Annotated in this window: 21 protein-coding genes; 13 read left to right on the top strand and 8 right to left on the bottom strand. The window is 70.3% G+C overall.

Annotated features, from left to right (window positions below; all coding sequences use genetic code 11):
• Positions 1–59: 59 nt before the first annotated feature.
• Both dnaX and F8S09_RS12730 read right to left on the bottom strand, forming a co-directional pair.
• On the bottom strand, positions 60–2,354 hold the full coding sequence (gene dnaX, locus F8S09_RS12735; protein ID WP_152871862.1) for a DNA polymerase III subunit gamma/tau: 2,295 nt from the start codon (positions 2,352–2,354) through the stop codon (positions 60–62).
• A gap of 220 nt (positions 2,355–2,574) precedes the next feature.
• Entirely contained in the window at positions 2,575–3,960 is a 1,386-nt protein-coding gene (locus tag F8S09_RS12730; RefSeq protein ID WP_322618806.1) for an NCS2 family permease, read from the bottom strand.
• A 131-nt stretch (positions 3,961–4,091) separates the two neighbouring features.
• On the opposite strand from F8S09_RS12730, the gene F8S09_RS12725 reads away from it, so the two are divergent.
• The 4 genes from F8S09_RS12725 to F8S09_RS12710 all read left to right on the top strand — a co-directional run bounded on the left by F8S09_RS12725 (position 4,092) and on the right by F8S09_RS12710 (position 9,333).
• Positions 4,092–5,309, top strand: a complete 1,218-nt coding sequence (locus tag F8S09_RS12725; protein ID WP_152871860.1) for a CinA family nicotinamide mononucleotide deamidase-related protein — start codon at positions 4,092–4,094, stop codon at positions 5,307–5,309.
• Entirely contained in the window at positions 5,306–6,040 is a 735-nt protein-coding gene (gene thpR / locus F8S09_RS12720; protein WP_152871859.1) for an RNA 2',3'-cyclic phosphodiesterase, read from the top strand. The genes F8S09_RS12725 and thpR overlap by 4 nt, the downstream gene beginning before the upstream one ends.
• Positions 6,037–7,116, top strand: coding sequence for a recombinase RecA (recA, locus tag F8S09_RS12715; protein ID WP_152871858.1), 1,080 nt, complete (start codon positions 6,037–6,039; stop codon positions 7,114–7,116). The genes thpR and recA overlap by 4 nt, the downstream gene beginning before the upstream one ends.
• 351 nt (positions 7,117–7,467) lie before the next feature.
• Positions 7,468–9,333, top strand: a complete 1,866-nt coding sequence (locus F8S09_RS12710) for a glycoside hydrolase family 2 TIM barrel-domain containing protein (protein ID WP_322618805.1) — start codon at positions 7,468–7,470, stop codon at positions 9,331–9,333.
• Between the two features lie 204 nt (positions 9,334–9,537).
• On the opposite strand, the gene F8S09_RS12705 is transcribed toward F8S09_RS12710, so the two are convergent.
• On the bottom strand, positions 9,538–10,125 hold the full coding sequence (locus F8S09_RS12705; protein ID WP_152871857.1) for a biotin transporter BioY: 588 nt from the start codon (positions 10,123–10,125) through the stop codon (positions 9,538–9,540).
• Positions 10,122–11,060 carry a biotin--[acetyl-CoA-carboxylase] ligase gene (locus F8S09_RS12700; RefSeq protein ID WP_322618804.1) on the bottom strand — a complete coding sequence of 313 codons (939 nt, stop codon included), beginning with the start codon at positions 11,058–11,060 and terminating at the stop codon, positions 10,122–10,124. The genes F8S09_RS12705 and F8S09_RS12700 overlap by 4 nt, the downstream gene beginning before the upstream one ends.
• A gap of 139 nt (positions 11,061–11,199) precedes the next feature.
• Between F8S09_RS12700 and F8S09_RS12695 the strand changes: the two genes are divergently transcribed.
• The 6 genes from F8S09_RS12695 to F8S09_RS12670 all read left to right on the top strand — a co-directional run bounded on the left by F8S09_RS12695 (position 11,200) and on the right by F8S09_RS12670 (position 15,221).
• The gene (locus F8S09_RS12695; protein WP_152871855.1) at positions 11,200–11,604 is read left to right on the top strand and encodes a Fur family transcriptional regulator; all 405 of its coding nucleotides are present in this window, start codon (positions 11,200–11,202) and stop codon (positions 11,602–11,604) included.
• Between the two features lie 41 nt (positions 11,605–11,645).
• Complete coding sequence (locus F8S09_RS12690; RefSeq protein ID WP_152871854.1) at positions 11,646–12,296, top strand: hypothetical protein; 651 nt, start codon at positions 11,646–11,648, stop codon at positions 12,294–12,296.
• A 56-nt stretch (positions 12,297–12,352) separates the two neighbouring features.
• Entirely contained in the window at positions 12,353–13,033 is a 681-nt protein-coding gene (locus F8S09_RS12685; RefSeq protein WP_322618803.1) for a MarC family protein, read from the top strand.
• 209 nt (positions 13,034–13,242) lie between these two features.
• Positions 13,243–13,815 (top strand): HNH endonuclease, encoded by a 573-nt coding sequence (locus F8S09_RS12680; RefSeq protein WP_152871853.1) that lies wholly within the window; start codon positions 13,243–13,245, stop codon positions 13,813–13,815.
• 290 nt (positions 13,816–14,105) lie between these two features.
• The gene (locus F8S09_RS12675; RefSeq protein WP_152871852.1) at positions 14,106–14,648 is read left to right on the top strand and encodes an HD domain-containing protein; all 543 of its coding nucleotides are present in this window, start codon (positions 14,106–14,108) and stop codon (positions 14,646–14,648) included.
• Positions 14,649–14,762: 114 nt separating this feature from the next.
• Complete coding sequence (locus F8S09_RS12670; protein ID WP_152871851.1) at positions 14,763–15,221, top strand: hypothetical protein; 459 nt, start codon at positions 14,763–14,765, stop codon at positions 15,219–15,221.
• Between the two features lie 128 nt (positions 15,222–15,349).
• Here the strand turns inward: F8S09_RS12670 and F8S09_RS12665 are convergent, their stop codons facing one another.
• From F8S09_RS12665 to F8S09_RS12655, 3 genes are read right to left on the bottom strand one after another with little or no spacing between them, the layout of a single operon-like run.
• Entirely contained in the window at positions 15,350–15,811 is a 462-nt protein-coding gene (locus F8S09_RS12665; protein ID WP_322618801.1) for a response regulator, read from the bottom strand.
• Positions 15,808–18,084 (bottom strand): PAS domain S-box protein, encoded by a 2,277-nt coding sequence (locus F8S09_RS12660; protein WP_322618800.1) that lies wholly within the window; start codon positions 18,082–18,084, stop codon positions 15,808–15,810. Before F8S09_RS12660 ends, F8S09_RS12665 begins: the two co-directional genes overlap by 4 nt.
• A gap of 7 nt (positions 18,085–18,091) precedes the next feature.
• The gene (locus tag F8S09_RS12655) at positions 18,092–18,757 is read right to left on the bottom strand and encodes a response regulator transcription factor (protein WP_104989698.1); all 666 of its coding nucleotides are present in this window, start codon (positions 18,755–18,757) and stop codon (positions 18,092–18,094) included.
• A 251-nt stretch (positions 18,758–19,008) separates the two neighbouring features.
• On the opposite strand from F8S09_RS12655, the gene F8S09_RS12650 reads away from it, so the two are divergent.
• Positions 19,009–20,679 carry a ribonuclease J gene (locus F8S09_RS12650; RefSeq protein WP_152871849.1) on the top strand — a complete coding sequence of 557 codons (1,671 nt, stop codon included), beginning with the start codon at positions 19,009–19,011 and terminating at the stop codon, positions 20,677–20,679.
• A gap of 60 nt (positions 20,680–20,739) precedes the next feature.
• Here the strand turns inward: F8S09_RS12650 and F8S09_RS17700 are convergent, their stop codons facing one another.
• Positions 20,740–20,910, bottom strand: coding sequence for a hypothetical protein (locus F8S09_RS17700; protein ID WP_194165336.1), 171 nt, complete (start codon positions 20,908–20,910; stop codon positions 20,740–20,742).
• A 148-nt stretch (positions 20,911–21,058) separates the two neighbouring features.
• On the opposite strand from F8S09_RS17700, the gene clpP reads away from it, so the two are divergent.
• Positions 21,059–21,670, top strand: a complete 612-nt coding sequence (clpP, locus tag F8S09_RS12645) for an ATP-dependent Clp protease proteolytic subunit (RefSeq protein ID WP_152871848.1) — start codon at positions 21,059–21,061, stop codon at positions 21,668–21,670.
• The gene (gene clpX / locus F8S09_RS12640; RefSeq protein WP_322618799.1) at positions 21,667–22,884 is read left to right on the top strand and encodes an ATP-dependent Clp protease ATP-binding subunit ClpX; all 1,218 of its coding nucleotides are present in this window, start codon (positions 21,667–21,669) and stop codon (positions 22,882–22,884) included. The genes clpP and clpX overlap by 4 nt, the downstream gene beginning before the upstream one ends.
• Positions 22,885–23,017: the final 133 nt, after the last annotated feature.

Raw genomic sequence — 23,017 nt, 5'->3', positions numbered from 1 at the left:
TGTGCCTCGCAGCGTAGCGCAGGGGCCGGGGCAGGCGGGTGAAGGTGGCACCCGCGGTGCTAGGCCTGGGCTTCGGCGCCTTCACCCTCATCGTCGGGGGCGTTGCCGTCGGCGGCGGCAGCTTGGGCCTGAACGCGGCGGTTCTTGCCGATCTCGCGCACGCGGCCGGAGAATCGGCCCTTGATCTCCTCGTACAGCGGGTGGGCGCGGATGTCGCCGGGGCGGGAGGGGGCAGCCTGGGCGGGCGCGGGAGCCGGGGCCGTCGGGCGCGGGGTGGGCGTGGGACGGGCAGGCACCACGTCCGCGAAGGGAGCGGCCTCCAGCGAAGGCGGCGGCCCATCCACCGACCCACCGATGTCGTCCCAGTCGGGTTCCTGGGTCACTTCCTCCACGACATACAGCTCGCGGGCGGCGCCCGGCGGGGCCAGCCGGTCCCCAGCCTGCGCGTCGGCAGGCGGTGGGGGTGGGTCGGCGGCGTGGTCGTCCTCCCAGGGGGCGGGCGCAGGCTCGGCCAGTGGCGCAGGGGCCACGTCGTCGGGGCTGGGGGGCGGGGCGGGGCGCAGCCCGGCAGCGGGCGGCGCGTCCAGGGTGGCGGTCGCGGCACGGGCCTGGGGCGCGGTCTGGGAAACAGACTTTTCCGGGGCCGCCCGTTCCACCGGGGCGAAGTCCGGCCCCCGTGTGGCGCGGGGGCGGGGAGCCGGGTCAAAGGCAGGGATGTCCGCTTTTGGCGCCGCAGCCCGCGCTGGAGGGGGACTGGCAGGCGCTGGAGTGGGGGACGGCGACACGCCTCCTCCCCCACCCCCGCCTCCCGGCCCCGGACCGTCCCCGCCACCCCCGCCCAGCCGCACCCGCCGCCCGCCCTCCGGCGCGACGAGTTCAAAGGTGACCGGGCCGAAGACCTTGAGCACCAGCGCCGCCACCTCGTCAAACTTGGAGGCGATCTGCTTGGCGTGGAAGGCGTTCTTCTCGTCGTAGCTCAGGCTCACGTAGCCGGGTTCGGCGTGCATCCGGGCGGGCTTGAGAAAGGCCCGGAGCTGCATGGACGCCTGCCGGGTCACGTCCGCCCAGTTGCCCTGCACGGGGGCGGGAGCGGGGGCCGGGGTGGACGCCGGGGCCTCCTGAGCGGGCGAGGGTGCTGCCGGAGCGGAACGCCGCGCCCCAGGCTGGGGGGCCGGAGCTTCCTGGGTCGGCGCCGGGGACACCCGCACCCCCGCACTCCGCAACTCGGCCAACTCGCGCTCCAGGCGGCTCAGGCGCTGGGTCACATCGGCGGGAAGGGCGGGGGCAGCGGCCGCTCCTGCCGGGACCGCATTTCCCCCTCCCCCATCCGCCGCGAGGAGGGCATGGGTCAGGGCCAGTTCCAGGCTCAGGCCGTCGGCGGAACGGGCAAAGCGCGAATCCTGCTCGTCCAGCGCGGCTTGCAGTCTCAGCAGCCGGGGCACGTCGGCCCCCTCCAGCGCCTCGCCCTCCAGCCCCAGTTCGGCGTGCAGGGCGTCTGCGAAGGCCGCGACCAGCCCCTCGACCACCGTCCGCGCCGCGAAGCCCTCGCGGTAGAGCGCCGCCGCACCCTGGAGGGCCGTCGCCGCGTCCCCCAGCACCAGCGCCCTTGCGATGCCGCGCACCCGCTCCCCGGGGGGCAGGCCCAGGGTGTCCTCCACCGCCGCCCGCGTGACCGCCGTGCCTGCCGCCAGCATCCGCTCCAGCAGGCTCTCGCCGTCGCGCATGGCGCCGTCGGCCAGCCGCCCGATCAGGTTCAGGGCCTCCGGCTCGGCGGTCATGCCCTCCCGGCTTACCAGCCCCGCGAGCTTCCCGGCAATTTCCTCCGGCGTCAGGCGGCGGAACCGGTAGTGCTGGCAGCGTGAGAGGATGGTCGGAATGATCTTTTCCGGCTCAGTCGTCGCCAGGATGAAGATGACGTGGCCGGGCGGCTCCTCCAGCGTCTTGAGGAGAGCGTTGAAGGCCGCCCGGCTCATCATGTGCGCCTCGTCCAGAATGTAGATCTTTTTGCCGCCGCGCATGGCCGCCAGGCCGACTTTCTCCCGCAGGTCGCGCACGTCGTCCACCGAGTTGTTCGACGCGGCGTCGATTTCCAGCACGTCGGGGTGCGAGCCGTTTCTCACGGCGAGGCAGCTCTCGCACTCGCCGCAGGGCTTCGGCAACGGACCGGTGCAGTTGGCGGTCATGGCGATGAGCCTCGCGGTGGTCGTCTTGCCCACCCCGCGCGGCCCGGAGAACAGGTAAGCGTGCCCCACCCGCCCCTGCTCCAGCGCGGTTTTCAGCACGTCCTTGACGTGTTCCTGGCCCACCACCTGATCCCAGCGGATGGGCCGGGCACGCTGGTAGATGGCGCTCATGCTGGCCCCTCCGGGCGAGCAGAGCAGGCGAGGTCAGGACAGCCGAACCGCCGTCCCCACCGAGATTTTTCGGTCCACCTCACGCCGCGCCCCGCTTCTGTGCCCTTCACTCAATCAGTGTAGCCGTGAGGTCGCGGCCAGGGGGTGAGGGGGGGCAGGTTCCGTCCAACCACACGCGAAAAAGGCGCCCCTCCGGACGCCCCTTCCGTTCCCGCCACCCCTACTCCGCCAGCCAGATGTACCGCGCCAGCAGCAGCGCCGCCACCCCGTACAGGATGGGATGCACCTCGCGGCCCCGGCCCGACAGCAGCTTGATTCCGCACAGGCTGATCACCCCCCAGCTCACCCCATTGGCGATGGAAAAGGTCAGCGGCATGGCGATGATGGTCAGGAAAGCCGGGATGCTCTCGGTCACGTCGTCCCAGTTCACGTGGCGCAGGCCCTCCAGCATCAGCGCCCCGACCAGAATCAGCGCGGGGGCGGTCGCGGCGGCGGGAATCGCGCTCGCCAGCGGCCACAGGAACATGGCGAGAAGAAACAGCACCCCCACCACCACGGCGGTCAGCCCGGTGCGGCCCCCGTCCTCGATGCCCGACGCCGACTCCACGTAGGCGGTGGTGGTCGAGGTGCCCATCAAGGCCCCGAACATCGCCGCGAGGCCGTCCATCGCAAAGACCCGGCGGGCGCGGGGCATGTCGCCCTGCTCGTTGAGGTACCCCGCCTTTTGCGCCAGCCCCGTCAGGGTTCCGGTCGCGTCGAAGAAGTCCACGAAGAAGAAGGTGAAGACCACGCTCAGCAGCCCCAGCCCCAGCGCCCCCGTGATGTCGAGCTGCCCGACGAGCGAGGCGGGCCACACCGGGGTGTCGAAGATGCCCAGGAAGCGCCCGGTAAAGCCGCTGAAGGGCACCGACTGCCCGTTCGCCCCCACGTACACCGGAAGCTGAAGCGCGATGGCGAGCACGGTCGCCGCCAGGATGCCCCACAGGATCGCCCCCTTGACCCGCCGGGCCAGCAGCGCCGCCGTGATGACGAGTCCAGTGAGCGCCACCACCGATGGCGCGGCAGTCAGGCGGCCCAGGCCGACCAGGGTGGCCTCGTTCGCCACCACGATCCCGGCATTCCGCAACCCGATAAAGGCGAGAAAGGCCCCGATCCCCGCCGTGATGGAGAACTTCAGCACATTGGGAATCGCCCGCACGATGGCCTGCCGGGCGCCGAGCACGCTGAGCAGCACGAACAGCACGCCGGAGATGAACACCGCCCCCAGTGCCGTCTGCCACGGCACGCCCAGCCCGCCCACCACCGTGAAGGCGAAAAAGGCGTTCAGGCCCATGCCGGGGGCCTGCGCGAAGGGGTACTTCGCCACCAGCCCCATCGCCAGCGAACCGAACGCGGCGGCGATGGCGGTGGTCATCAGCAGTTGCACGAAGGCGTTCGGGACCTGGATCGCCGTGCTGAGAATCTGCGGATTTACGAACAGCACATAGCTCATGGTCAGAAAGGTGGTGAGGCCCGCCCGCACCTCGGTGCCCACCGTGCTGCCCGCCGCCCGAATGCCGAAGTAGCGGTCGAGGAACCCGCCCGTCGAAGCTGGAGTCGTCGTCACGGTCTCCACTATGACCCCCGCACGGAGATGGGGGCCATACTCCCGCAGTTCCCGCCTGCTACCCCCTACACTCGGGCCGTGATCCCCCTGGTATACAGCTTCGCTATCGCCTATACTCAGCCGAGGTTGTTATGCTGCTAGCAGAAATTATCAGCGTGGGAACGGAGCTGCTGTTCGGCGAAATCGTCGACAGCAACGCCGCCTTTCTCGCCCGCGAACTCGCCGGGCGGGGCGTCACGCTGCACCGCAAGACGGTGCTGGGCGACAACCTGGGCCGGGTGTCTGAGGGCCTGCGGCTGGCCCTCTCCCGCGCCGACATTGTGATCATGGGCGGTGGCCTCGGCCCCACCGACGACGACCTCACGCGGGAGGCGATTGCCGCCGTGCTGAATGAAACGCCGCAGGAGGACCCGAACCTGATCGCGTGGCTGGAGGGTCTGTATTCCAGCCGGGGCCGGGTCATGCCGCAGGTCAACCGCAAGCAGGCGTGGCTGATTCCCTCGGCGGAAGCGCTGCCCAACCCGGTCGGCACCGCGCCGGGGTGGTTCGTGCGGACGCAGGTGGAGGGCCGGGACCGCTTCATCGTCGCCCTGCCCGGCCCCCCGCGCGAGATGCACCGGATGTGGCGCGAGCAGGTGCTGCCCCGGCTGCCCCTGCCGGATTCGGCGCTGCACGCGGTCACCCTGCACACCCAGGGCATCGGGGAGAGCAACGTGGCCGAGCTGCTGGGCGAGCTGACGCGGGCGGCCAATCCCAGCGTCGCCACCTACGCCCGCAAGACCGGGGTGGACGTGCGGGTGGCCGCAAGTGCGCCGACGTTGGAGGACGCGCAGGCCCTCGCCGCCCCGGTGCTGACGACCGTGCGTGAGCGGCTGGCCCGCTGGCTGTGGGGCGAAGACGGTGACACGCTGGCCGGAGCGGTGACCGGCGCTCTCGCCGGGCGCACCCTGGGCGTGATCGAGGCCGGAAGCGGCGGGGCGCTGTCCTCGCTGCTGGCCGACGAACCCGGCTTTCTGGACGCCGCCGTCACGGTGGACCACGCCCGGCTGATCACGCTGGGCCTGACCCCAGTCACCCTGCGCGACCACGGGGTCGTGAGCGAACCCGCCGCCCTGGAACTCGCCGCCGGAGCGCGGGAACACCTGGGCGCGGACGTGGGCCTCGCCGTTGTGACCGCCGCTAAGGGCGAGGGCGCAGGCCGCACCTTCGTCGCCCTCAGCGACGGGGAGCGGGCCGAGGTCCGGACGCTGGACTGGCCCGGCGACGCCGCGCAGATTCGGGAGCGGGCGGCGGTTGCAGCGCTCGCGCTGGCCCTGCGCGTGCTGCGCTCCCCGGCGGTGGGCGCATGAAGATTCGCAAGACGCCCAGGCCCGCCGCGCCGCCCGCGGAGGACATCAAGGTCAAAACCGAGACTCCCCGGCCAGATTCCAAGCCCCGTCCTGCCCCCTCGCGCACCACGGGCGAACATCAGGCCTCCCAGACCCTCCGTCTCTTCTTCGCCTTCAAGGTGCCTGGCGACGTGTCGACGCCCCTGGCGGAGTCGCAGCGGCACCTGCGCGGCAACTGGCGGGCGGTGCGGGCGGACCAACTGCACATCACCCTGGCGTATCTGCCCGCCGTGCCGCCGGACCGGGTGGCCGACCTCAAGCGGCTGGGCACGCGGCTCACCGAGCACCTTCCCCCCATGCAGGTGCGGCTGCGCGGCACCGGCTACTTTCCCAACGAGGGCAGCCCGCGCGTCTGGTTCGTGAAGGCCGAGGCCGAGGGCCTGAACGAGCTGGCTGCCGAGTTGCGGGTGGGCCTGAAAGAGCTGGGCATCGCCACCGACGACCTCCCCTTCAAGGCGCACGTCACGCTGGCCCGCAAGAAGGGTCCGGCGCCGCGTGTTTCGCCGCTCCTCTTCGATCTGGGCTGGCAGGCAGGGAATATGGCGCTGATTCGCAGCACCCTCCGTAAGACCGGCCCGATCTACGACACCGTGAGCACCTTCCGATTGCGCGGAGCGGCCAACGGCCAGCCACCAGCAGTCAGCGAGGAAATGACCCCCTCCGCCCCTTCCCCCTCCCAGGAGACCCCATGAGCAAGGACAACCCCAAGGACTTCGGCACCCCCGGCGACAGCAAGGAACGCTCCAAGGCCATCGAAACGGCCATGACCCAGATCGAGAAGGCCTTTGGCAAGGGGTCGATCATGCGGCTGGGCGCCGAGAGCAAGCTCGACGTGCAGGCCGTGAGCACCGGCAGCCTCAGCCTCGACCTCGCGCTGGGCGTGGGCGGCATTCCGCGCGGGCGCATCACCGAAATCTACGGCCCCGAGTCGGGCGGCAAGACCACGCTGGCGCTCTCCATCATCGCGCAGGCGCAGAAGGCGGGCGGCACGTGCGCCTTCATCGACGCCGAGCACGCGCTGGACCCGGTGTATGCCCGCAGCCTCGGCGTGAGCACCGACGAGCTGCTCGTCTCGCAGCCCGACAACGGCGAGCAGGCGCTGGAGATCATGGAGCTGCTGGTGCGTTCGGGCGCGATTGACGTGGTTGTCGTGGACTCGGTCGCCGCGCTGACCCCCCGCGCCGAGATCGAGGGCGAGATGGGCGACTCGCTGCCCGGCCTTCAGGCCCGGCTGATGAGCCAGGCGCTGCGCAAGCTGACCGCGATCCTGTCCAAGACGGGTACCGCCGCCATCTTCATCAACCAGGTGCGCGAGAAGATCGGCGTGATGTACGGCAACCCCGAAACCACCACGGGCGGCCGGGCACTGAAGTTCTACTCCAGCGTGCGCCTCGACGTCCGCAAGATCGGTCAGCCGGTCAAGGTCGGCAACGACGCCGTAGCGAACACCGTCAAGGTCAAGACTGTGAAGAACAAGGTTGCCGCGCCCTTCAAGGAAGTCGAGCTGACGCTGGTGTACGGCAAGGGCTTCGATCAGCTCTCCGACCTCGTGACGCTGGCGTCCGACATGGACATCATCAAGAAGGCGGGGTCCTTTTACTCCTACGGCGAGGACCGCATCGGCCAGGGCAAGGAAAAGGCCATCGCATACATCGCCGAGCGCCCCGAGCTGGAAGCCGAGATCCGCGAGCGCGTGCTGGCGAGCATCAAGGAAGGCCGCACCGGGGACGTGGCCCCGGCAACGAGCGTGCCCGCCGTCGCGGAATAAGCCGACAGCATTCGCCGTCAGCGCCCCTGCCCGGAAGTCGGGTGGGGGCGTTTTGCGTGGGGAGGTGCCCCGCCATCTCCCCTACCCGCTCCTCCCCCTTTCGGCGGATGCCCCCGCTGGGGCCGGGCGGCCACACTGGGGCCATCCTTCGGGCGGGGTCTCCGCACGGGAGCACACCCACAACCCGCCCCAAGACGAAGCCCCCACCCGAGTGAAGGTGGGGCTTTTTCGTGGCTCGCCCACCCCGTAACCCATCCCCTACTCCCTCACGCCAGACCGTGTAGCGTGGACCATCTCTCATCTGTCCGCCCACCGGCCCTGCCCCCGCTCCCCCACCCCAGGAGTTCCCGCGTGCCCTATTCCACCCACCCCACCCCGCTGCTGGAGCGCGAGCACTGGCGCGACCTGAGCGGTTCGTGGCGCTTTGCTTTTGACGACGCCGCGCAGTGGTCGCACCCCGAGGAAGTGATTTTCGACCGCGAGATCGTGGTGCCCTACCCGCCCGAGAGCCAACGCAGCGGGATTCACGATGAGGGCTTTCACCGGGTGGTGTGGTACGGCCGCACGGTGACGCTGGACACCCACGAGCGGGTCGGAAGGCTGCTGCTGCACTTCGGGGCGGTGGACTACCGCGCCCGCGTGTGGGTTAACGGCGAGCTGGTGGCCGAGCATGAGGGGGGGCACACGCCCTTCACGGCGGAGGTGACCCGGCAGGCGGCCTTCAGCCCCACCCTGGAGATCGTGGTGCGGGCCGAGGACGACCCCCACGACCTGACCCAGCCGCGCGGCAAGCAGGACTGGCAGCGCGAGCCGCACTCGATCTGGTATCCCCGCACGACCGGCATCTGGCAACCCGTGTGGCTGGAGCCGGTGCCGGACACCTACCTGGAGCGCCTGACCTGGACCAGCGACATGCAGCGCTGGCAGATCGGGGTGCGGGCGATCATCAGCGGGGAGCTGGGGCCGGACCTGACCCTGCGGGTGCGGCTGTGGCGCGGCGACGAACTGCTGATCGACGACCGCTACGCCGCGACCCATAGCCACATGGCCCGGCAGCTCTCGCTGGCCGACCCCGGCATCGACGACTTCCGCAACGAACTGCTGTGGAGTCCGGGGCACCCGCAACTGCTGGGGGCCGTGGTGGAGCTGTGGCGCGGCGAGGTGCTGCTCGACCGGGTGCAGAGCTATACGGCGCTGCGGTCGGTGGGCGTCTCCGGCAACCGCTTCCTGCTCAACGGGCGGCCCTACTACCTGCGGATGGTGCTGGACCAGGGCTACTGGCCGGAAGGTCTGCTCGCCGCCACCGACGAGGAGCTGCGCCGCGACGTGGAGCTGGCGCGGCAACTCGGCTTCAACGGTGCCCGCAAGCACCAGAAGATCGAGAACCCCCGCTGGCTGTACTGGTGCGACGTGCTGGGCCTGCTGGTGTGGGAGGAGATGCCCAGCCCCTACCGCTTCACGCCCGAGGCGGTCGGTAGGCTCACGCGCGAGTGGCTGGAAGTGCTGGAGCGCGACATGTCGCACCCCTGCATCGTGGCGTGGGTGCCCTTCAACGAGTCGTGGGGGGTGCCCGACCTGCCCAACAACCCCGCCCACCGCGACTACGTGCGGGCGCTCTACCACCTCACCAAGACGCTGGACCCGGGCCGCCCGGTGATTGGTAACGACGGCTGGGAGCACACCGCCACCGACCTACTCACCATCCACGACTATGCCGACGACCCCGAGATGCTGCGGCGCCGCTACGGGACTTCCGAGAGCACCCACCAGACCCTCGAACACCAGCAGCCCGCCGACCGCCTGCTCACGCTGGGCCACCTCCCCGAAGCCGGGCTGCCCGTGATCCTCTCCGAGTTCGGCGGCATCGCGTACATTCCGGGACGCCAGAGCGGCTGGGGCTACAGCCAGTCGCAGAGCGAGACGGCCTTTCTGAGCGACTACTCGCTGCTGCTCTCGGTGATCCACTCCTGCGAGGGGCTCTCGGGCTTCTGTTACACCCAGCTCGCCGACACCTTCCAGGAGAAAAACGGCCTGCTGTACGAGGACCGCCGCCCCAAGGCCGACCTGCGCACGCTCGCCCGCAGCACCCAGGGACCCCGCACCGCCCGCGAGATGGCCGTGGACCCCCTCTCCAACCCCTTCGGCCACTCGGCCCGCTGGCGCAAGCGTCAGGACACGCTGGCCCCCCACCGCGTAGTGGAGGAGGCGGAAGCGTAGGAAGGACCCCTCACCCCGCTGCTGCCGCAGCACCCCTCTCCACTCGGAGAGGGGTTTTTCGTCCCCTCTCCCAGGGGGAGAGGGGCCTCGCACAGCGAGGGGGTGAGGGGTCTCTCCTCGCCAGCAGCCCAGCAAAAAGGCGGGCCTCCCTCCCCCGGAGCCGCCCGCCCTTCCCAACTTCCCTCAGCGCAGCCTTCCTTCAGCTCAGCGCCGCCGCACCAGCGCCCACGCTCCCGGCAGCAGCAGCGCCGCGAGGCCGATCTTGAGGGCGTCCCCGACCAGGAAGGGGGTCAGGCCCGCCGTCAGCAGGGCTTCTCCCCTCAGCCCCGTGAGCAGCCCCAGACCGGTCAGGCCGAAGGCGTAGATCACCCCACTGGCCGCGAGCATGGCGAGGGCAGCCCCGGCGGGCTGGCGGTCCAGGGCGTAGCGCTGCACCAGCCCGCCCACCAGCGCGGCGGCAAAGGGGTAGCTCAGCAGAAAGCCGAGGCTGGGGCGCAGGGCGCCCTCAGCATTCAGGAGGGTGCCGGTGCCGCCGGAGAACACGGGCAGGCCCGCCGCACCCGCCACCAGGTAGACCGCGAGCGCCGCGAAGCCCCGTTTCCAGCCCAGCGCCGCGCCCACCAGCAGCACCGCCAGGGTCTGGAGGGTGACCGGCACGGGCCGCAGGGGAATCTCGACCTGCGCGACGAGGGCGACGAGGGCCGCGCCCCCGAGGACGAGCGCGGCGTCACGGACGAGGCTGGAGCGGGGCACGAGCGTGCGGGCGAGGGTGGGATGAGCAAGTTGAGTCATGGGGTGTCCTCCTGGGGACGGGAAGGGGCTTGAAGGGAACCGACGAGTTGCACGTCGCCCGCGTGGACAGGGACGGTGGAGCCGCCAGGAAGGCGGACGAGGAGGCTGCCCCCCGCGTCCAGATCGAGGGCGGTGCCCGACACCTCGCCCCGCGCCGCCTTGACCCGGACCTCGCGGCCCAGGGTGAGGTTGGAGCGGCGCCACGCGGCGAGCACCTCGTCCGGCGGGGCTGAGAGCCAGCGCTCCAGCTCGGCCAGCAGGCGCGAGAGCAGCGCGGCGCGGGTCAGCCCCGGCCGGAACTCGTGCAGCCCGGCGGCGCCGGGCGGGGCGGCGGCCACGTTCACGCCGAGGCCGAGCACCGCCCGGCGGGCTTCCTCGCCCCGCAGGTCGGCCTCCAGCAGAATTCCGGCGAGCTTGCGGCCATCCGGCGCGAGCAGGTCGTTGGGCCACTTCAGTCCGCCGACCTCGCAGGCCGCGTGCAGCGCGACCCCGGCAGCCAGCGGCATGAGGGCGAGGTCAGGCAGGGGCAGCGGCCCGTGCAAAAGCACGCTGAAGACCAGGGTGCCGTGCGGCGTGTCCCAGGTCCGGCCCCGCCGCCCGCGCCCGGCGGTCTGCCGCTCGGCCACGACCACCGCGCCGTGCGGAGCGGGGCCTCCAGGGTCATCCGCCCACGCCCGCGCCTCATCCTGGGTGCTGCCCAGGGTGCCCCGGTAGCGCAGCGCCCGCCCGAAGGTGCCGGAGACGGCCACCAGCCCCGGCGCGGGCGTGCCGGGCGCGAGGGCGTACCCGGCGCGGCCAGTGACCACGGGCACCCCCTCCCCCTCCAGCCGCCGCGCCAGCGTGTTCACGGTGACCCGGTTCACCCCCAGCCGCGCTCCCAGGGCGTCCCCGGACTGGGGCTGGTCGGTCAGCAGGGGCAGAAGGCGCTCGGGCACGTTCAGTGTTCTAGAGGATCGGCTGAACGAAAGGCAATGAACCGGGTTCAGAGAGGCGGGTTGCCTGGCGGCAGGGAGGCGACGGCCAACCGTGATCCCCGCGTCAGGCCCACTTCAGGCCGTTTGCTATCTTCGGGACATGACGATGGTGCGGCAGACCCGGCAGAGACAGGCGGTGATCGAGGTGCTGCGCGAGTCGCGCGAACACCCGGACGCCGCGTGGATTCATGGCCGGGTGCGCGAGGCGTTGCCGCAGGTCAGCCTGGGCACGGTCTACCGCACGCTCGACGCCTTGGTACGCGACGGGGTGGTCGTGACCATCGAGCGGGCGGGGCAGGCCACCCGCTACGACTACAAGCACGCGGGCCACGATCACCACCACGCGGTCTGCCGCTGCTGCGGGGCGATCTTCGACGTGGAGGCCGCCGCCGTCCCGGTGCTGCCGCCCTCCGCCCTGCCCGCGGGCTTTCAGGTCACCGACGTGCGGCTGGAGTTCATGGGCGTGTGCCCCGACTGCGGAACCAAGGCTCCGATCACGGACTAGCTGGGCAGACCGTCCCGCCCCCTCCGCGCTAGCCTGCCGGGATGACCGCTCCTGCCGCCGCGCCGCGCCCCCGCTTCTTCCTGCCCGCCTTCCTGCTGGGGTGGGGACTGGGGGCGCTGGTGCTGCTGCTGGTGCGGGGGGTCGGCTTCGCCGTGCTGGACGGCCCCTGCCAGGGCCGCACGGTGCTCGCGCTGTTGCCGCCGCTGCTGCTGGGACCAGGCGGGCTGGCCCTGACGGCCGTGAACTGGGGCCGCCCCCGCCGGGCCGCGCTGACGCTGGGGCTGGTGGTGGCCTCGCTCTTCCCGGCGCTGGCGGTGGGGGCGCGGGACATCGGCGTGCTGCGGGCCTCGGGCTGCGCGGGGGGGTACGTGGTGGTGTCGCGTGAGAGCGAATCGGTCGCCGAACTCACCGTGGACGCGGGCACGACCCTCGACCTCACCGCGCGGGTGGGCGGCTACTCGGCGCAGACGCACCCCGGCCCCTTCGTGTTCAGCAGCCAGACCACCGCGCCCGGCGTAAACGCCACTTTCGGGCAGGCGCAGGCTGCCGCTGGTGAAACCGTGCCCCTGCGGGTAACCGTCTCGCCCAGCACTCCGGCCAACACCTACACCCTGAACGTGCGCGGGGTGCAGCGGAAGGGGGAACAGAGTTTCGAGGCGACCGGCACGCTGACCCTCAACGTGCGGCGCTGAGGCGTACGGGCACTGGCCGGGTCCGCTTCCCCAGGGGCGGGCGGTAGGCTGGGGGGGTGAATGTGGCGGAACTCTCCAGCATCAGTCTCCAGACCTTCCTGACCATGCTGGTGGTGATGGACCCGATCGGCCTCGCACCCATCTTTATCGGGCTGGCCGGAAACCGCCCCAGCTTCGAGCGGCGGCGGGTGGCCATGAAGGCCACGCTGGTCGCCGGGGTCATCATTCTGCTGTTCGGGCTGTTCGGCCGGGCGCTGCTGGAACACCTCGGCATCAGCCTCAGCGCCTTCCGGATCGCGGGGGGCATCCTGCTGTTCCTGATTGCGCTGGACATGGTGTTTGCCCGCCCCAGTGGCTCCAAGGAAACCCCCGAGGAGGAACAGGAGGCGCAGGAGCGTCAGGACATCAGCGTGTTTCCGCTCGCCATTCCGCTGATCGCCGGACCCGGCACCCTCGCCAGCATCATGATTCTGGCCGGAGACGCGCACGGCAGCCTGCCGCTGCTCTCAGCGGTCTTTTTCGTGACCTTCGTGGTGCTGCTGCTGTGTTACCTCGCCCTGCGCCTCTCCGGGCAGATCGCCCGCGTGATCGGCGTGACGGGCGTGCATGTGGTCACCCGCGTGCTGGGGGTACTGCTGGGCGCCCTGGCTGTGCAGTACGTGGCCGACGGGGTGCTGGAACTCCTGCGCGGCGGAACAGAAGAAGCGCTGCGCGGGTGGTGGCACGCGGGGGGCTGAGCGCCCGGTCCCAGCGCTTTCGCTGGTAAAAGGACTCTCACCCCGCTGCTGCCGCAGCGCCCCTTGCCTGCCGAGCTTTGCAAGTCGGCAAGCCGCTCTACGAGTCTCCCCTGGGAGAGAGGCCTCGCGCAGTGAGGGGGTGAGTGGTCCCTTCCTGCCCCCGCCCTAAGCGACTTGGCGCAACATCTGCGCGGGGGGGCCGCTCTAGAATGCTCCGCGTGAACCTACACACGAGCGTGACCGGAAAGGAGGCACGCGAGCTGCGGGTGGTCCCCGACCTCAACGCACCGCGCGTGCTGGTGCTGAACGCATCCTATGAGCCTCTGCACGTCACGAGCGTCAAGCGTGCCATTACGCTCGTGCAGTATGGGGTCGCGGAGGTGCTGGAAATCGGCGGCGACGTGGTGCGTTCGCCCTCGACCGTGCTGCGGGTCCCCAGCGTGATCCGCTTGCGGCGTTACGTGCGGCGCCCGCGCGTGCACCCGGTGCCCTTCAACCGCCGCAACGTGCTGAGGCGCGACACCTACACCTGCCAGTACTGCGGCTCGGAGCAGGACCTGACCCTCGACCATGTGCTGCCCCGCTCGCGCGGCGGGCGGCATGGCTGGGAGAACGTGACCACCGCCTGCCGCCCCTGCAACCAGCGCAAGGGCAACCGCACCCCCGACGAGGCCGGGATGCCCCTGCGCACCCGCCCCCGCGCCCCCACCTTCGGCGTCTACGCCCACGGCCAGTTCGCCCACTGGCAACCCGAGTGGGCGCGGTACATCGGCCAGGGCTGAGGGGCAGCCCCGTCTGGCTCGCCACGTCAGGGGGTGGGCGCTCTCCAGCGGGCGCTCTGGCCCGCAGGCTGAAGGGGGACACCTCACGGGCGGGCCGCCGCAGGCCCAGCGTGTCGGAGAGCCGGAGAGCCTTGGGCGACAGCCGGGACAGGCCTGTGAACTGGCCGAGGCTGAGAAGGGGTGCGGGCGGCTGGGGCACCGCTCCAGTCTGGATTTTGCCCCTGGAGCAGAGTCAAGCCGAGCGTCAGACCCAGCGACCCGCCCGGCGCTTTTCGGCCCTACACTGCCGCATGACCCGCGAAGAAGCCCTCGCGCTGATGCAGGCCCACACCCCCTCCGAGTCGCTGCGCCGCCACATGCTGAACGTGGAAGCCGCGATGCGCTGGTATGCCCGTTTCTGGGGCGAGGACGAGGAGCTGTACGGCGTCACCGGCCTGCTGCACGACTTCGACTATGAACAGCACCCCGACGAGCACCCGACCTGGGGTGTGGCCTACTTGCGGGAGCACACCGATCTCCCCGCCGAGGTGCTGGACGCGATCCTGGGCCACGCGAGCTATACCAGGGTCCCCCGCGAGACGCGGCTGGCGCGGACCCTGTTCGCCGTGGATGAGCTCACCGGGCTGGTGCAGGCGGCGGCCCTGATCCGCCCCGACCGGGACGTGCGCGGGGTGGAACCCAGCAGTCTGAACAAGCGGTTCAAGACCCGTTCGTTCGCGGCGGGCGTGAACCGCGAGGAAGTTGAGCAGGGAGCGCAGGAACTGGGGGTCGCGCTGGAGACCCACATGACGAATGTGCTGCGGGCGCTGCAGGAAGCCACCTCTGCCTCATGAGACTGGCAGCCACACATGAAGGACTCATGGACGCGCACTCAGCGCCCGGCCATGTCGCCCGCTCAGACTGTGCTCAATTCAACCGTTGCTGACACAGCGACCTCAAGGAGACCCATGAACAAGACCCTGCTGACTCTGGCCCTGATCTTTGCCGCCCCCACCGCCCTGGCGACCGCCCCGACGGCGGGCTACCTCCAGGTGCAGGACGACACCACTGGGACGGATACCACCGACGACTTCGGTGGTACCCCCGGTGAGGGCGACGAGGGCGTGGCCGAGGACTTCGGCGAGAACGTGGACCAGGCCGCTGAAGAGACTGGCGAGGCGATCGACACCGCTGCCACCGAGACCGGCGAGGCGGTGGACACTGCGGTCGAGGACGTCAACGACGCCGTGGACCCCAACAACGACGGCGTGGTGGATGCCAACAACGACGGCGTGGCCGACACCCGTCAGTTCCCCTGGGGCCTGCTGGGCCTCGCGGGCCTCTTCGGGCTGCTGGGCCGCAACCGCCCCGGCCCGGTGCCCGTCGCCACCCACACGACCACCACCAGCACCACCGACCGCCGCTAAGCGCGGGTTCCAAGACCGTCCCCGCCTCCGGGCTGGGGGCGGTTTTTTTGGCCGGTCGCTGTGATGTCCTGGCCTTGCGAAGCCACAAAGAAGACCCCCGGCCGAGGGGCCAGGGGGGCGGGCGCCGATCAGGCGCGGGGCGGAAAGCGCACGAAGGTCATCCAGAAGTCCTCGAAGGCGCGGATGGCCTGAAGGAAATTCTCGAAGCCGACGGGCTTGACCACGTAGCCGCTGGCGTGCCGGGCGTAGGAACCGCGCACGTCGTCGTCCGACTGGCTGGTGGTGAGCATCACGACCGGAATGGTGGCGAGGTCAGGGTCGGCCTTGATCTCGCCCAGCACCTCCAACCCGTTCTTGCGCGGCATGTTGATGTCCATCAGGATCACGTCGGGGCGGGGAGCGCCCGCGTGCTCGTCCTCGCGGCGCAGGAAGCGCAGGGCTTCGACGCCGTCGCGGACGACGTGGACGCGGTTGGGTACCCGCGCTCCCTCGAAGGCTTCCTGAGTCAGCAGGACATCCGGCTCGCTGTCCTCGACCAGCAGAATTTCGATGTGCCCGGTCCGGGCCGGGGCGGTGAGGTCGGGGGTCACGCGTCCTCCCGCCACAGCGGCAGCCGCAACAGGAAGGTCGTGCCCTCGCCGGGCGTGGAGGTCAGGGTGAGGCCACCACCATGCGCCTCGGCGATCTTGCGGCAGATGGCGAGGCCCATGCCGTTGCCGGGATAGGTCTCGCGGGGGTTGAGGCGCTGGAAGATCGCAAACACCCGTTCATGATACTCAGGTGCAATCCCGATTCCGTTGTCGGCCACCCGAATGAGAACTTCTTCTCCTTCCTGCGCCGCTGTAACCCGCACCTGGGGCGGCACTCCCCCCCGGTGAAACTTCAGGCCGTTGCCGATCAGGTTGGTCAGCAGTTGGATCAGCAGCCCCGGATGGCCCCGCACCGTCTGGGGCGTATCCCAGATCAGCTCCCCCCCGGTCGCCTCCAGCAGGGCACGGACATTGCCCTGGGCCTGCCGCAGCGCCCCGTCGAGCGAGACCGGGGTGGGGACGGCCCCGGTTCCCCCGGCGCGGCCCACCCGCGCGAAGCTCAGCAGGTCCTGAATCAGCCCGCGCATCCGCCCGACCGCCTCCACCATGAACCCGAGGTACTGGTCGGCGCGGTCGTCGAGCTGCCCGTGGTAGCGCCGCGCAAGCAGTTCGGCGTAGCTGCCCAGCGTCCGCAGCGGCTCTTGCAGGTCGTGCGAGGCGACGTAAGCGAACTGTTCAAGTTCGGCGTTGCTGCGCTCCAGGTCGCGCACGGCGGCTTCGAGTTCGGCGCGGGCCTGCTGGCGCTCGCCGATGTCCTGAAACATCACGACCGCCCCGCTGACCTCCCCCGCCGCGTCATGGGTGGGGGACACCACGTAGGACACGGGCACGGCCCGGCCCCCCGCGTGCCAGAACACGTCCTCCTCGCAGCGGCGGGGCTGGCCGTCTTGCAGGGTCTGGTGGATGGGGCACTCTCCGACCGGGTAGGCCGCGCCGTCCGCGCGGTGGTGGTGAATCAGGGCGTGCTGGTCGGCCCCGATCAGGCGCTCGATGCTGTAGCCCAGCAGCCGGGCCGCCGCCGGGTTGGCAAAGGTGGTGCGCCCCCGGCGGTCCAGCCCGAAGATGCCCTCGCCCGCCGCCGTGAGCAGCAGGGTGGAAAAGCGGGTCAGTTCGGCCAGTTCGCGGGTGCGCCCCGCCACCCGGTCCTCCAGCTCGGCGTTGAGCGCCCGCAGGTGTTCTTCCGCCGCCCGCACCGCGCTGAGGTCCTGGTTGACGCCCACCCACTCGCGCACCTGACCGTCCGGCGCCAGCACAGGCACCCCCCGCGCCAGCATGGGCACGTAGGTGCCGTCGGCGCGGCGCAGGCGGTACTCGGTCTGGTACAGGCTGCGGGTGGCCGAGGCGTGCGCCCAGGCCAGCTCGGCCGACGCGCGGTCCTCAGGGTGCAGGGCCGTGAGCCAACCTGCGCCCGTGTACTCGGCCTCCGGCTGCCCGGTAAAGGCCGTCCAGTCCGGCTGCGGTCCCCCGAAGGTGCCGTCGGCACTGGTGGTCCAGACGATCTGCGAGGTCGCCTCCACCAGCGAGCGGTAACGCTGCTCGCTGCTTTCCAGTTCGCGGCGCAGGGTCTGCTCGCGCGTCACGTCCGCGAACACGGTCGTGACCTGCTTGGCCTGCCGGGTGCCAGGAATGTGGCGCGGCAGGGCCGTCACGTTCAGCCAGCGGGTGCCCCCCGCCTCCTGCGGGAGGGCCACCCCCAGCAGCACGTCACGCTGCGCCTCGCCCGTCTGCTGCGCGGCGCGGGTGGGCAGTTCCTCCGAGGACAGCCGGTCGCCCGCCGCCGAGACGACGTGCCAGTCGCCCTGCGCCGGGACCGTCCCCGTCATCTGCGCGAGGCTGAGGTCCAGCAGGCGTTGCCCGGCGGCGTTGGCCTGCAAAACCCGGCCATCTTCCGCCTGCACCAGCAGCCCCAGGCCTAGGCCATCCATCAGTTCCTCGGCGACCTCCAGCGGGTGCCGGGAGTCGCGCAGGTGCAGCAGCACGCCCCCCCCTCCGTCGGGGGTCAGGGTCGCCAGCGCCGAGGAGAGCGAGCCGGGCAGGCCCACGCTGCGGCGCACCTCGGGCGCTCCGGCGCGGACCTGCGCGGCGGCCTCGGCCAGCAGCCCGGCCGTCTCCGGCGAGAAGAGGTCCCGCCAGCCCCCCGGCCCCGGCTCGCCCAGCCGCTCGCGGGCGGCCGGGTTGAGCCAGGCCACGCCCCCTTCCTCCGTCAGCTGCAGCACGGGGTCAGGGAGGGCGCCCAGCAGGGCCGAGGCCCCTGCCGGGGGCGTCAGGGACACCGGGGCCTCATCCGCGCAGGGCATACCCGACGCCGCGCACCGTCCGCAGCAGGCCGTACCCGTCGAGGTCGCGCAGCTTGGCCCGCAGGTTCGCCATATGCACGTCCACGACGTTGCTGCCCTCGGGGAGACGGCCCTGCCAGATTTCCTGGCCGATCTCCTGGCGCGAGTACACCCGGCCCGGCTGCCGGATCAACAGGGCGAGGATGTCGAACTCCTTGGGCGAGAGCCGCAGTTCCTCGCCCTTGTAGGTCACCAGCCGCTTCTGGGGATCGAGGGTCAGGTCACCCATCGTGAGGCTTTCGGTGACCCGCTGCCGCAGTTGCACCTTGACGCGTGCGAGCAGCTCGTCGGGGTGAAAGGGCTTGATGAGGTAGTCGTCGGCGCCCAGGCCCAGCAGCCGGACCTTCTCGTCGACGGTGTCGCGGGCGGTCAGCACGATGATGGGCACGGCGCTGTTCTTGCGCAGCCGCTGCACCACGTCGCCGCCGTCGAAGTCGGGCAGGCCGAGGTCGAGCAGGATCAGGTCCGGGTGGTCCTCGCGTGCCCGGATCAGGCCGTTCATGGCCGAGTCGGCGTGCTCCACGGCATACCCCGCGTCCCCGAGGTCCATGCGCAGCACGTTGGCGATGTCGAGGTCGTCCTCGATCACAAGAATCCGTTGGGCACTCACCCCCTCATGATACGCGGCTTCACGGGCAGTTCAGAAGAAATCGTGCAGGGCGCTGCATTCGCCCCGCGCACCTCCGGGGGCGCGGGACGCTGTGCTAGGCTGCGGGGACTGCGCCCCGTGCTCCCCTCCCGGACCGGGCCGACACAATCCGCTGTCCCTGGGCCATGCCCCGCGCCGTTTCGGGCCTGGCTGCATCTCTCGCCCCGTGCCCGCGGCCTCCCCGCCGCGTACCGGACTCCCCCGGAGACCTCATGACCAAACCATCCCAAGACGCGCCGACGGGCGCCGCTCCCCACCTCGAAGTCGTTCCGCTCGGCGGCATGGGCGAGATCGGCAAGAACATCACCGCCTACCGCTATGGCGACGAGATCATGGTCGTTGACGGCGGCCTCGCCTTTCCGGACGCCCACCAGATGGGCATCGACCTGATCATTCCGCGCATCGACTACCTCCAGCAGCACGCCGGGCTGATCAAGGGCTGGATTTTGACCCACGGCCACGAGGACCACATCGGGGCGCTGCCCTACATCCTGCCCCGGCTGCCCAAGGTGCCGGTGTACGGGGCCCCCCTGACGCTGGGGCTGGTGCGCGAGAAACTCTCCGAGTTCGGCATCAAGGACGGCGACGTGGACCTGCGCGAGGTGGACCTGAACGACAAGGTCCGCATCGGCAAACACTTCCACGTCGAGTTCCTGCGGATGACCCACTCCATCCCCGACAACATGGGCTACCTGCTGACCACGCCCGCCGGGGTGGTCATGCACACCGGCGACTTCAAGCTTGACGAGCAGCCCGCCGACGGCAAGCCCTCCGACCTCGCCCGCATCGAGCAGGCCGGGAAAGACGGCGTACTGCTCCTGATCAGCGACTCGACGAACGCCGAGCGCCCCGGCCGCACCCCCAGCGAGGCCGAGGTCGCCAGGAATCTGGAGGAGCTGATCTCGGGCCTGAAGGGCCGGGTCTTCCTGACGACCTTCGCCTCGCAGGTCAACCGCATCCAGAATCTGCTGCACATCGCCCACCGCCAGGGCCGCCGGGTGGTGATGGAAGGCCGCTCGATGCTGAAGTACGCGCAGGTCGCGCAGGCCACCGGGCACCTCGAGACGCCCGACCCCTTCCTGACCTCCGAGGAAGTGTCCGGACTGCAAGACCAGCAGATTCTGTATGTCTGCACCGGCTCGCAGGGGCAGCCGATGGCGGTGCTGGGGCGGCTCGCGTTCGGGAACCACGCCAAGATCGCCCTGCGGCGCGGGGACAGCGTGATCCTGTCCAGCAATCCGATCCCCGGCAACGAGGAGGCGGTGAACCTGATCGTCAACCGCCTGTACGAGATCGGTGTGGACGTGTACTATCCGCCCACCTACCGGGTCCACGCCTCCGGGCACGGGTCGCAGGAGGAGCTGGCGACCATCCTCAACCTCGCGCGGCCCAAGTTCTTCCTGCCCTGGCACGGCGAGCCCCGGCACCAGATCAACCACGCCAAGCTCGCGCAGACGCTGCCCCGCCCCCCCAAGCGCACCCTGATCGCCAAGAACGGCGACGTGGTGCGGGTCGGCCCCGACGAGTTCAAGGTGACGGGCACCGTGCCCGCCGGGGCGGTGTACGTGGACGGCCTCGGCGTGGGCGACATCGGGGACGACGTGCTGCTCGACCGCGCCTCCATGGGGCAGGAAGGCATCCTGATCATGACGGCGGTGCTGCATCCCACCCCGCACGTCGAGATCGTCTCACGCGGGTTCGTGCGGTCCAACCGCGAACTCGACAGCCAGATTCGCAAGGTCGCGCTGGAGGCCGTCGAGGGCGGCCTGCGCGAGAAGAAGCGGCTGGAAGACGTGCGAGACGACATGTACGGGGCCGTGCGCCGCTTTGTCCGCAAGGCGACGGGGCGCAACCCGGTCCTGATTCCGATGATCGTGGACTGAGGGAGCGGGACAGGGGAACAGGGCCGGAGCCTTCGCCGCTCCGGCCCTGTTTCTCTCTCGTCAGTCCTGAAAGATCGTGGTCGTCGTGGTGGTCGTCGTCTCGGTCTGGGGTTCGGGCTCGCGCGGGGCCTCCCCCGTCACCTCGTGGTGTTCGGTGTGGCGGTGGGTCTCGCCGTCCGGCGTGGTGACCTCGGTGGTCTCGGTGTGTTCCTCGTGTTCGCGTCTGGTCATCGCTGGACACCTCCTGGGTTGTGAACTTGAACTCCAGCCTACCCCGGCCCCACGGGGCACGGCGGGCCGTCTCAAGGGTCGGTAAGGAGCCTAGCGGCGACCGCCCAGCGCAGCCTTGCCCACGTTCGGCGCGGGAACCCGTGCGATAATGCCCGCCATGAGCGTGATTCCCTACGTGATCGAACAGACCGGTCGGGGCGAGCGGATGTACGACATCTACTCGCGCCTGCTCAAAGACCGGATCATCTTTGTGGGCACGCCCATCGAGTCGCAGATGGCGAACACCATCGTCGCCCAGCTCCTGCTCCTCGATTCGCAAAACCCCGAGCAGGAAATCCAGATGTACATCAACTGCCCCGGCGGCGAGGTCTACGCGGGGCTGGCGATCTACGACACCATGCGCTACATCAAGGCGCCCGTCTCGACCATCTGCGTCGGCATCGCCATGAGCATGGGCTCGGTCCTGCTGATGGCCGGGGACAAGGGCAAGCGCATGGCCCTGCCCAACAGCCGCATCATGATCCACCAGGGCTCGGCGGGCTTCCGGGGCAACACCCCCGACCTGGAGGTGCAGGCCAAGGAGGTGCTGCACCTGCGCGACAAGCTGGTCAGCATCTACCACAAGCACACCGACCTCCCGCACGACAAGCTGCTGCGCGACATGGAGCGCGACTACTTCATGTCGCCCGAGGAGGCCCAGAAGTACGGCCTGATCGACTCCGTGATCGAGAACACCCGCTCGCTGGAGGCCGCGCTGTGACCGGGCGCGGCGCACCGGGTGGGGACCGCTGCTCCTTTTGCGGGCGGCAGCACCCCCAGATCGCCCAGCTGATCGAGGCGCCGGGCCGCGCGGCCTTTATCTGCAACGAGTGCACCGACCGGGCGCACGAACTCGTCAAGCAGAACAAGAAGGCCGGGAGCGAGTTCTCTCTGGAAGAACTGCCCACCCCCCGCGAGATCAAGGCCTACCTCGACGAGTTCGTGATCGGGCAGGACGAGGCCAAGAAGGCTCTCGCGGTCGCGGTCGTGAGCCACTACCAGCGCCTCGCGCACCCCGACGTGAACCTGCAAAAGAGCAACATCCTCCTGATCGGGCCGACCGGGACGGGCAAGACGCTGCTCGCGCAGTCGCTGGCTGAGATGCTGGAAGTTCCTTTTGCCATCGCGGACGCGACCACGCTGACGGAAGCCGGGTACGTGGGCGACGACGTGGAGAACGTGATCGTGCGCCTGCTCCAGGCCGCCGAGTACGACGTGTCGGCGGCCGAGCGCGGCATCATCTACATCGACGAGATCGACAAGATCGCCCGCAAGTCCGAAGGCACCTCCATCACCCGCGACGTGAGCGGCGAGGGCGTGCAGCAGGCCCTGCTCAAGATCATCGAGGGCACAGTCGCGCAGGTGCCGCCGCAGGGGGGCCGCAAGCACCCACAGCAGGAACTCGTGCAGGTCAACACGCGGAACATCCTCTTCATCGTGGGCGGGGCCTTCGAGAGCATGGCCGAGATCGCCCGCGCCCGCACCAATGTCCGCGCGGTGGGTTTCGGCGCCGAGCACAAGGGCGAGGAGAAGGAGGAACTGCGCTTCCTGCCCGAGGACCTCGTGAAGTTCGGGCTGATTCCCGAGTTCGTGGGCCGCCTGCCGCTGGTCGTGCAGCTTCAGGACCTCGACGAGGACGCCTTGGTCCGCATCCTGACCGAGCCGCAGGGCGCCATCGTGAGGCAGTACCAGGCGCTGTTCGGCTTTCAGGACGTGAACCTCGAATTCAGCGAGGCGGCGCTGCGTGAGGTCGCCCACCGCGCCCGCGAGCGCAAGACGGGAGCGCGTGGACTGCGGGCTGTGCTGGAAAAGGCGATGACCGATCTGCTGTTCGAGCTGCCGGTCGAGGGCCTGCGCGACCTGCGCTTCGACGCCGAGCACATCGACAATCCCCTCGCGCTGCTTGAGTCTAACGGACTCAAGAAGTCTGCCTAAACGCAAGAGAGATTACAGCGGTTTCCCGCCCAGGTCCCTAGAATTCCGGGACATCGTGGGCGGGACTGTCGTTGTGGCCTCCCGCGTTAGACTCACCCAATTCCCGGCCCCCGGCCGGTTTCCGAAGGAGCAA

It is taken from the genome of Deinococcus terrestris, assembly GCF_009377345.1.
Classification (GTDB): Bacteria; Deinococcota; Deinococci; order Deinococcales; family Deinococcaceae; genus Deinococcus; species Deinococcus terrestris.
Note: the sequence above shows the minus strand (reverse complement) of the source record. Positions and strands in the feature narration are given on the sequence as shown.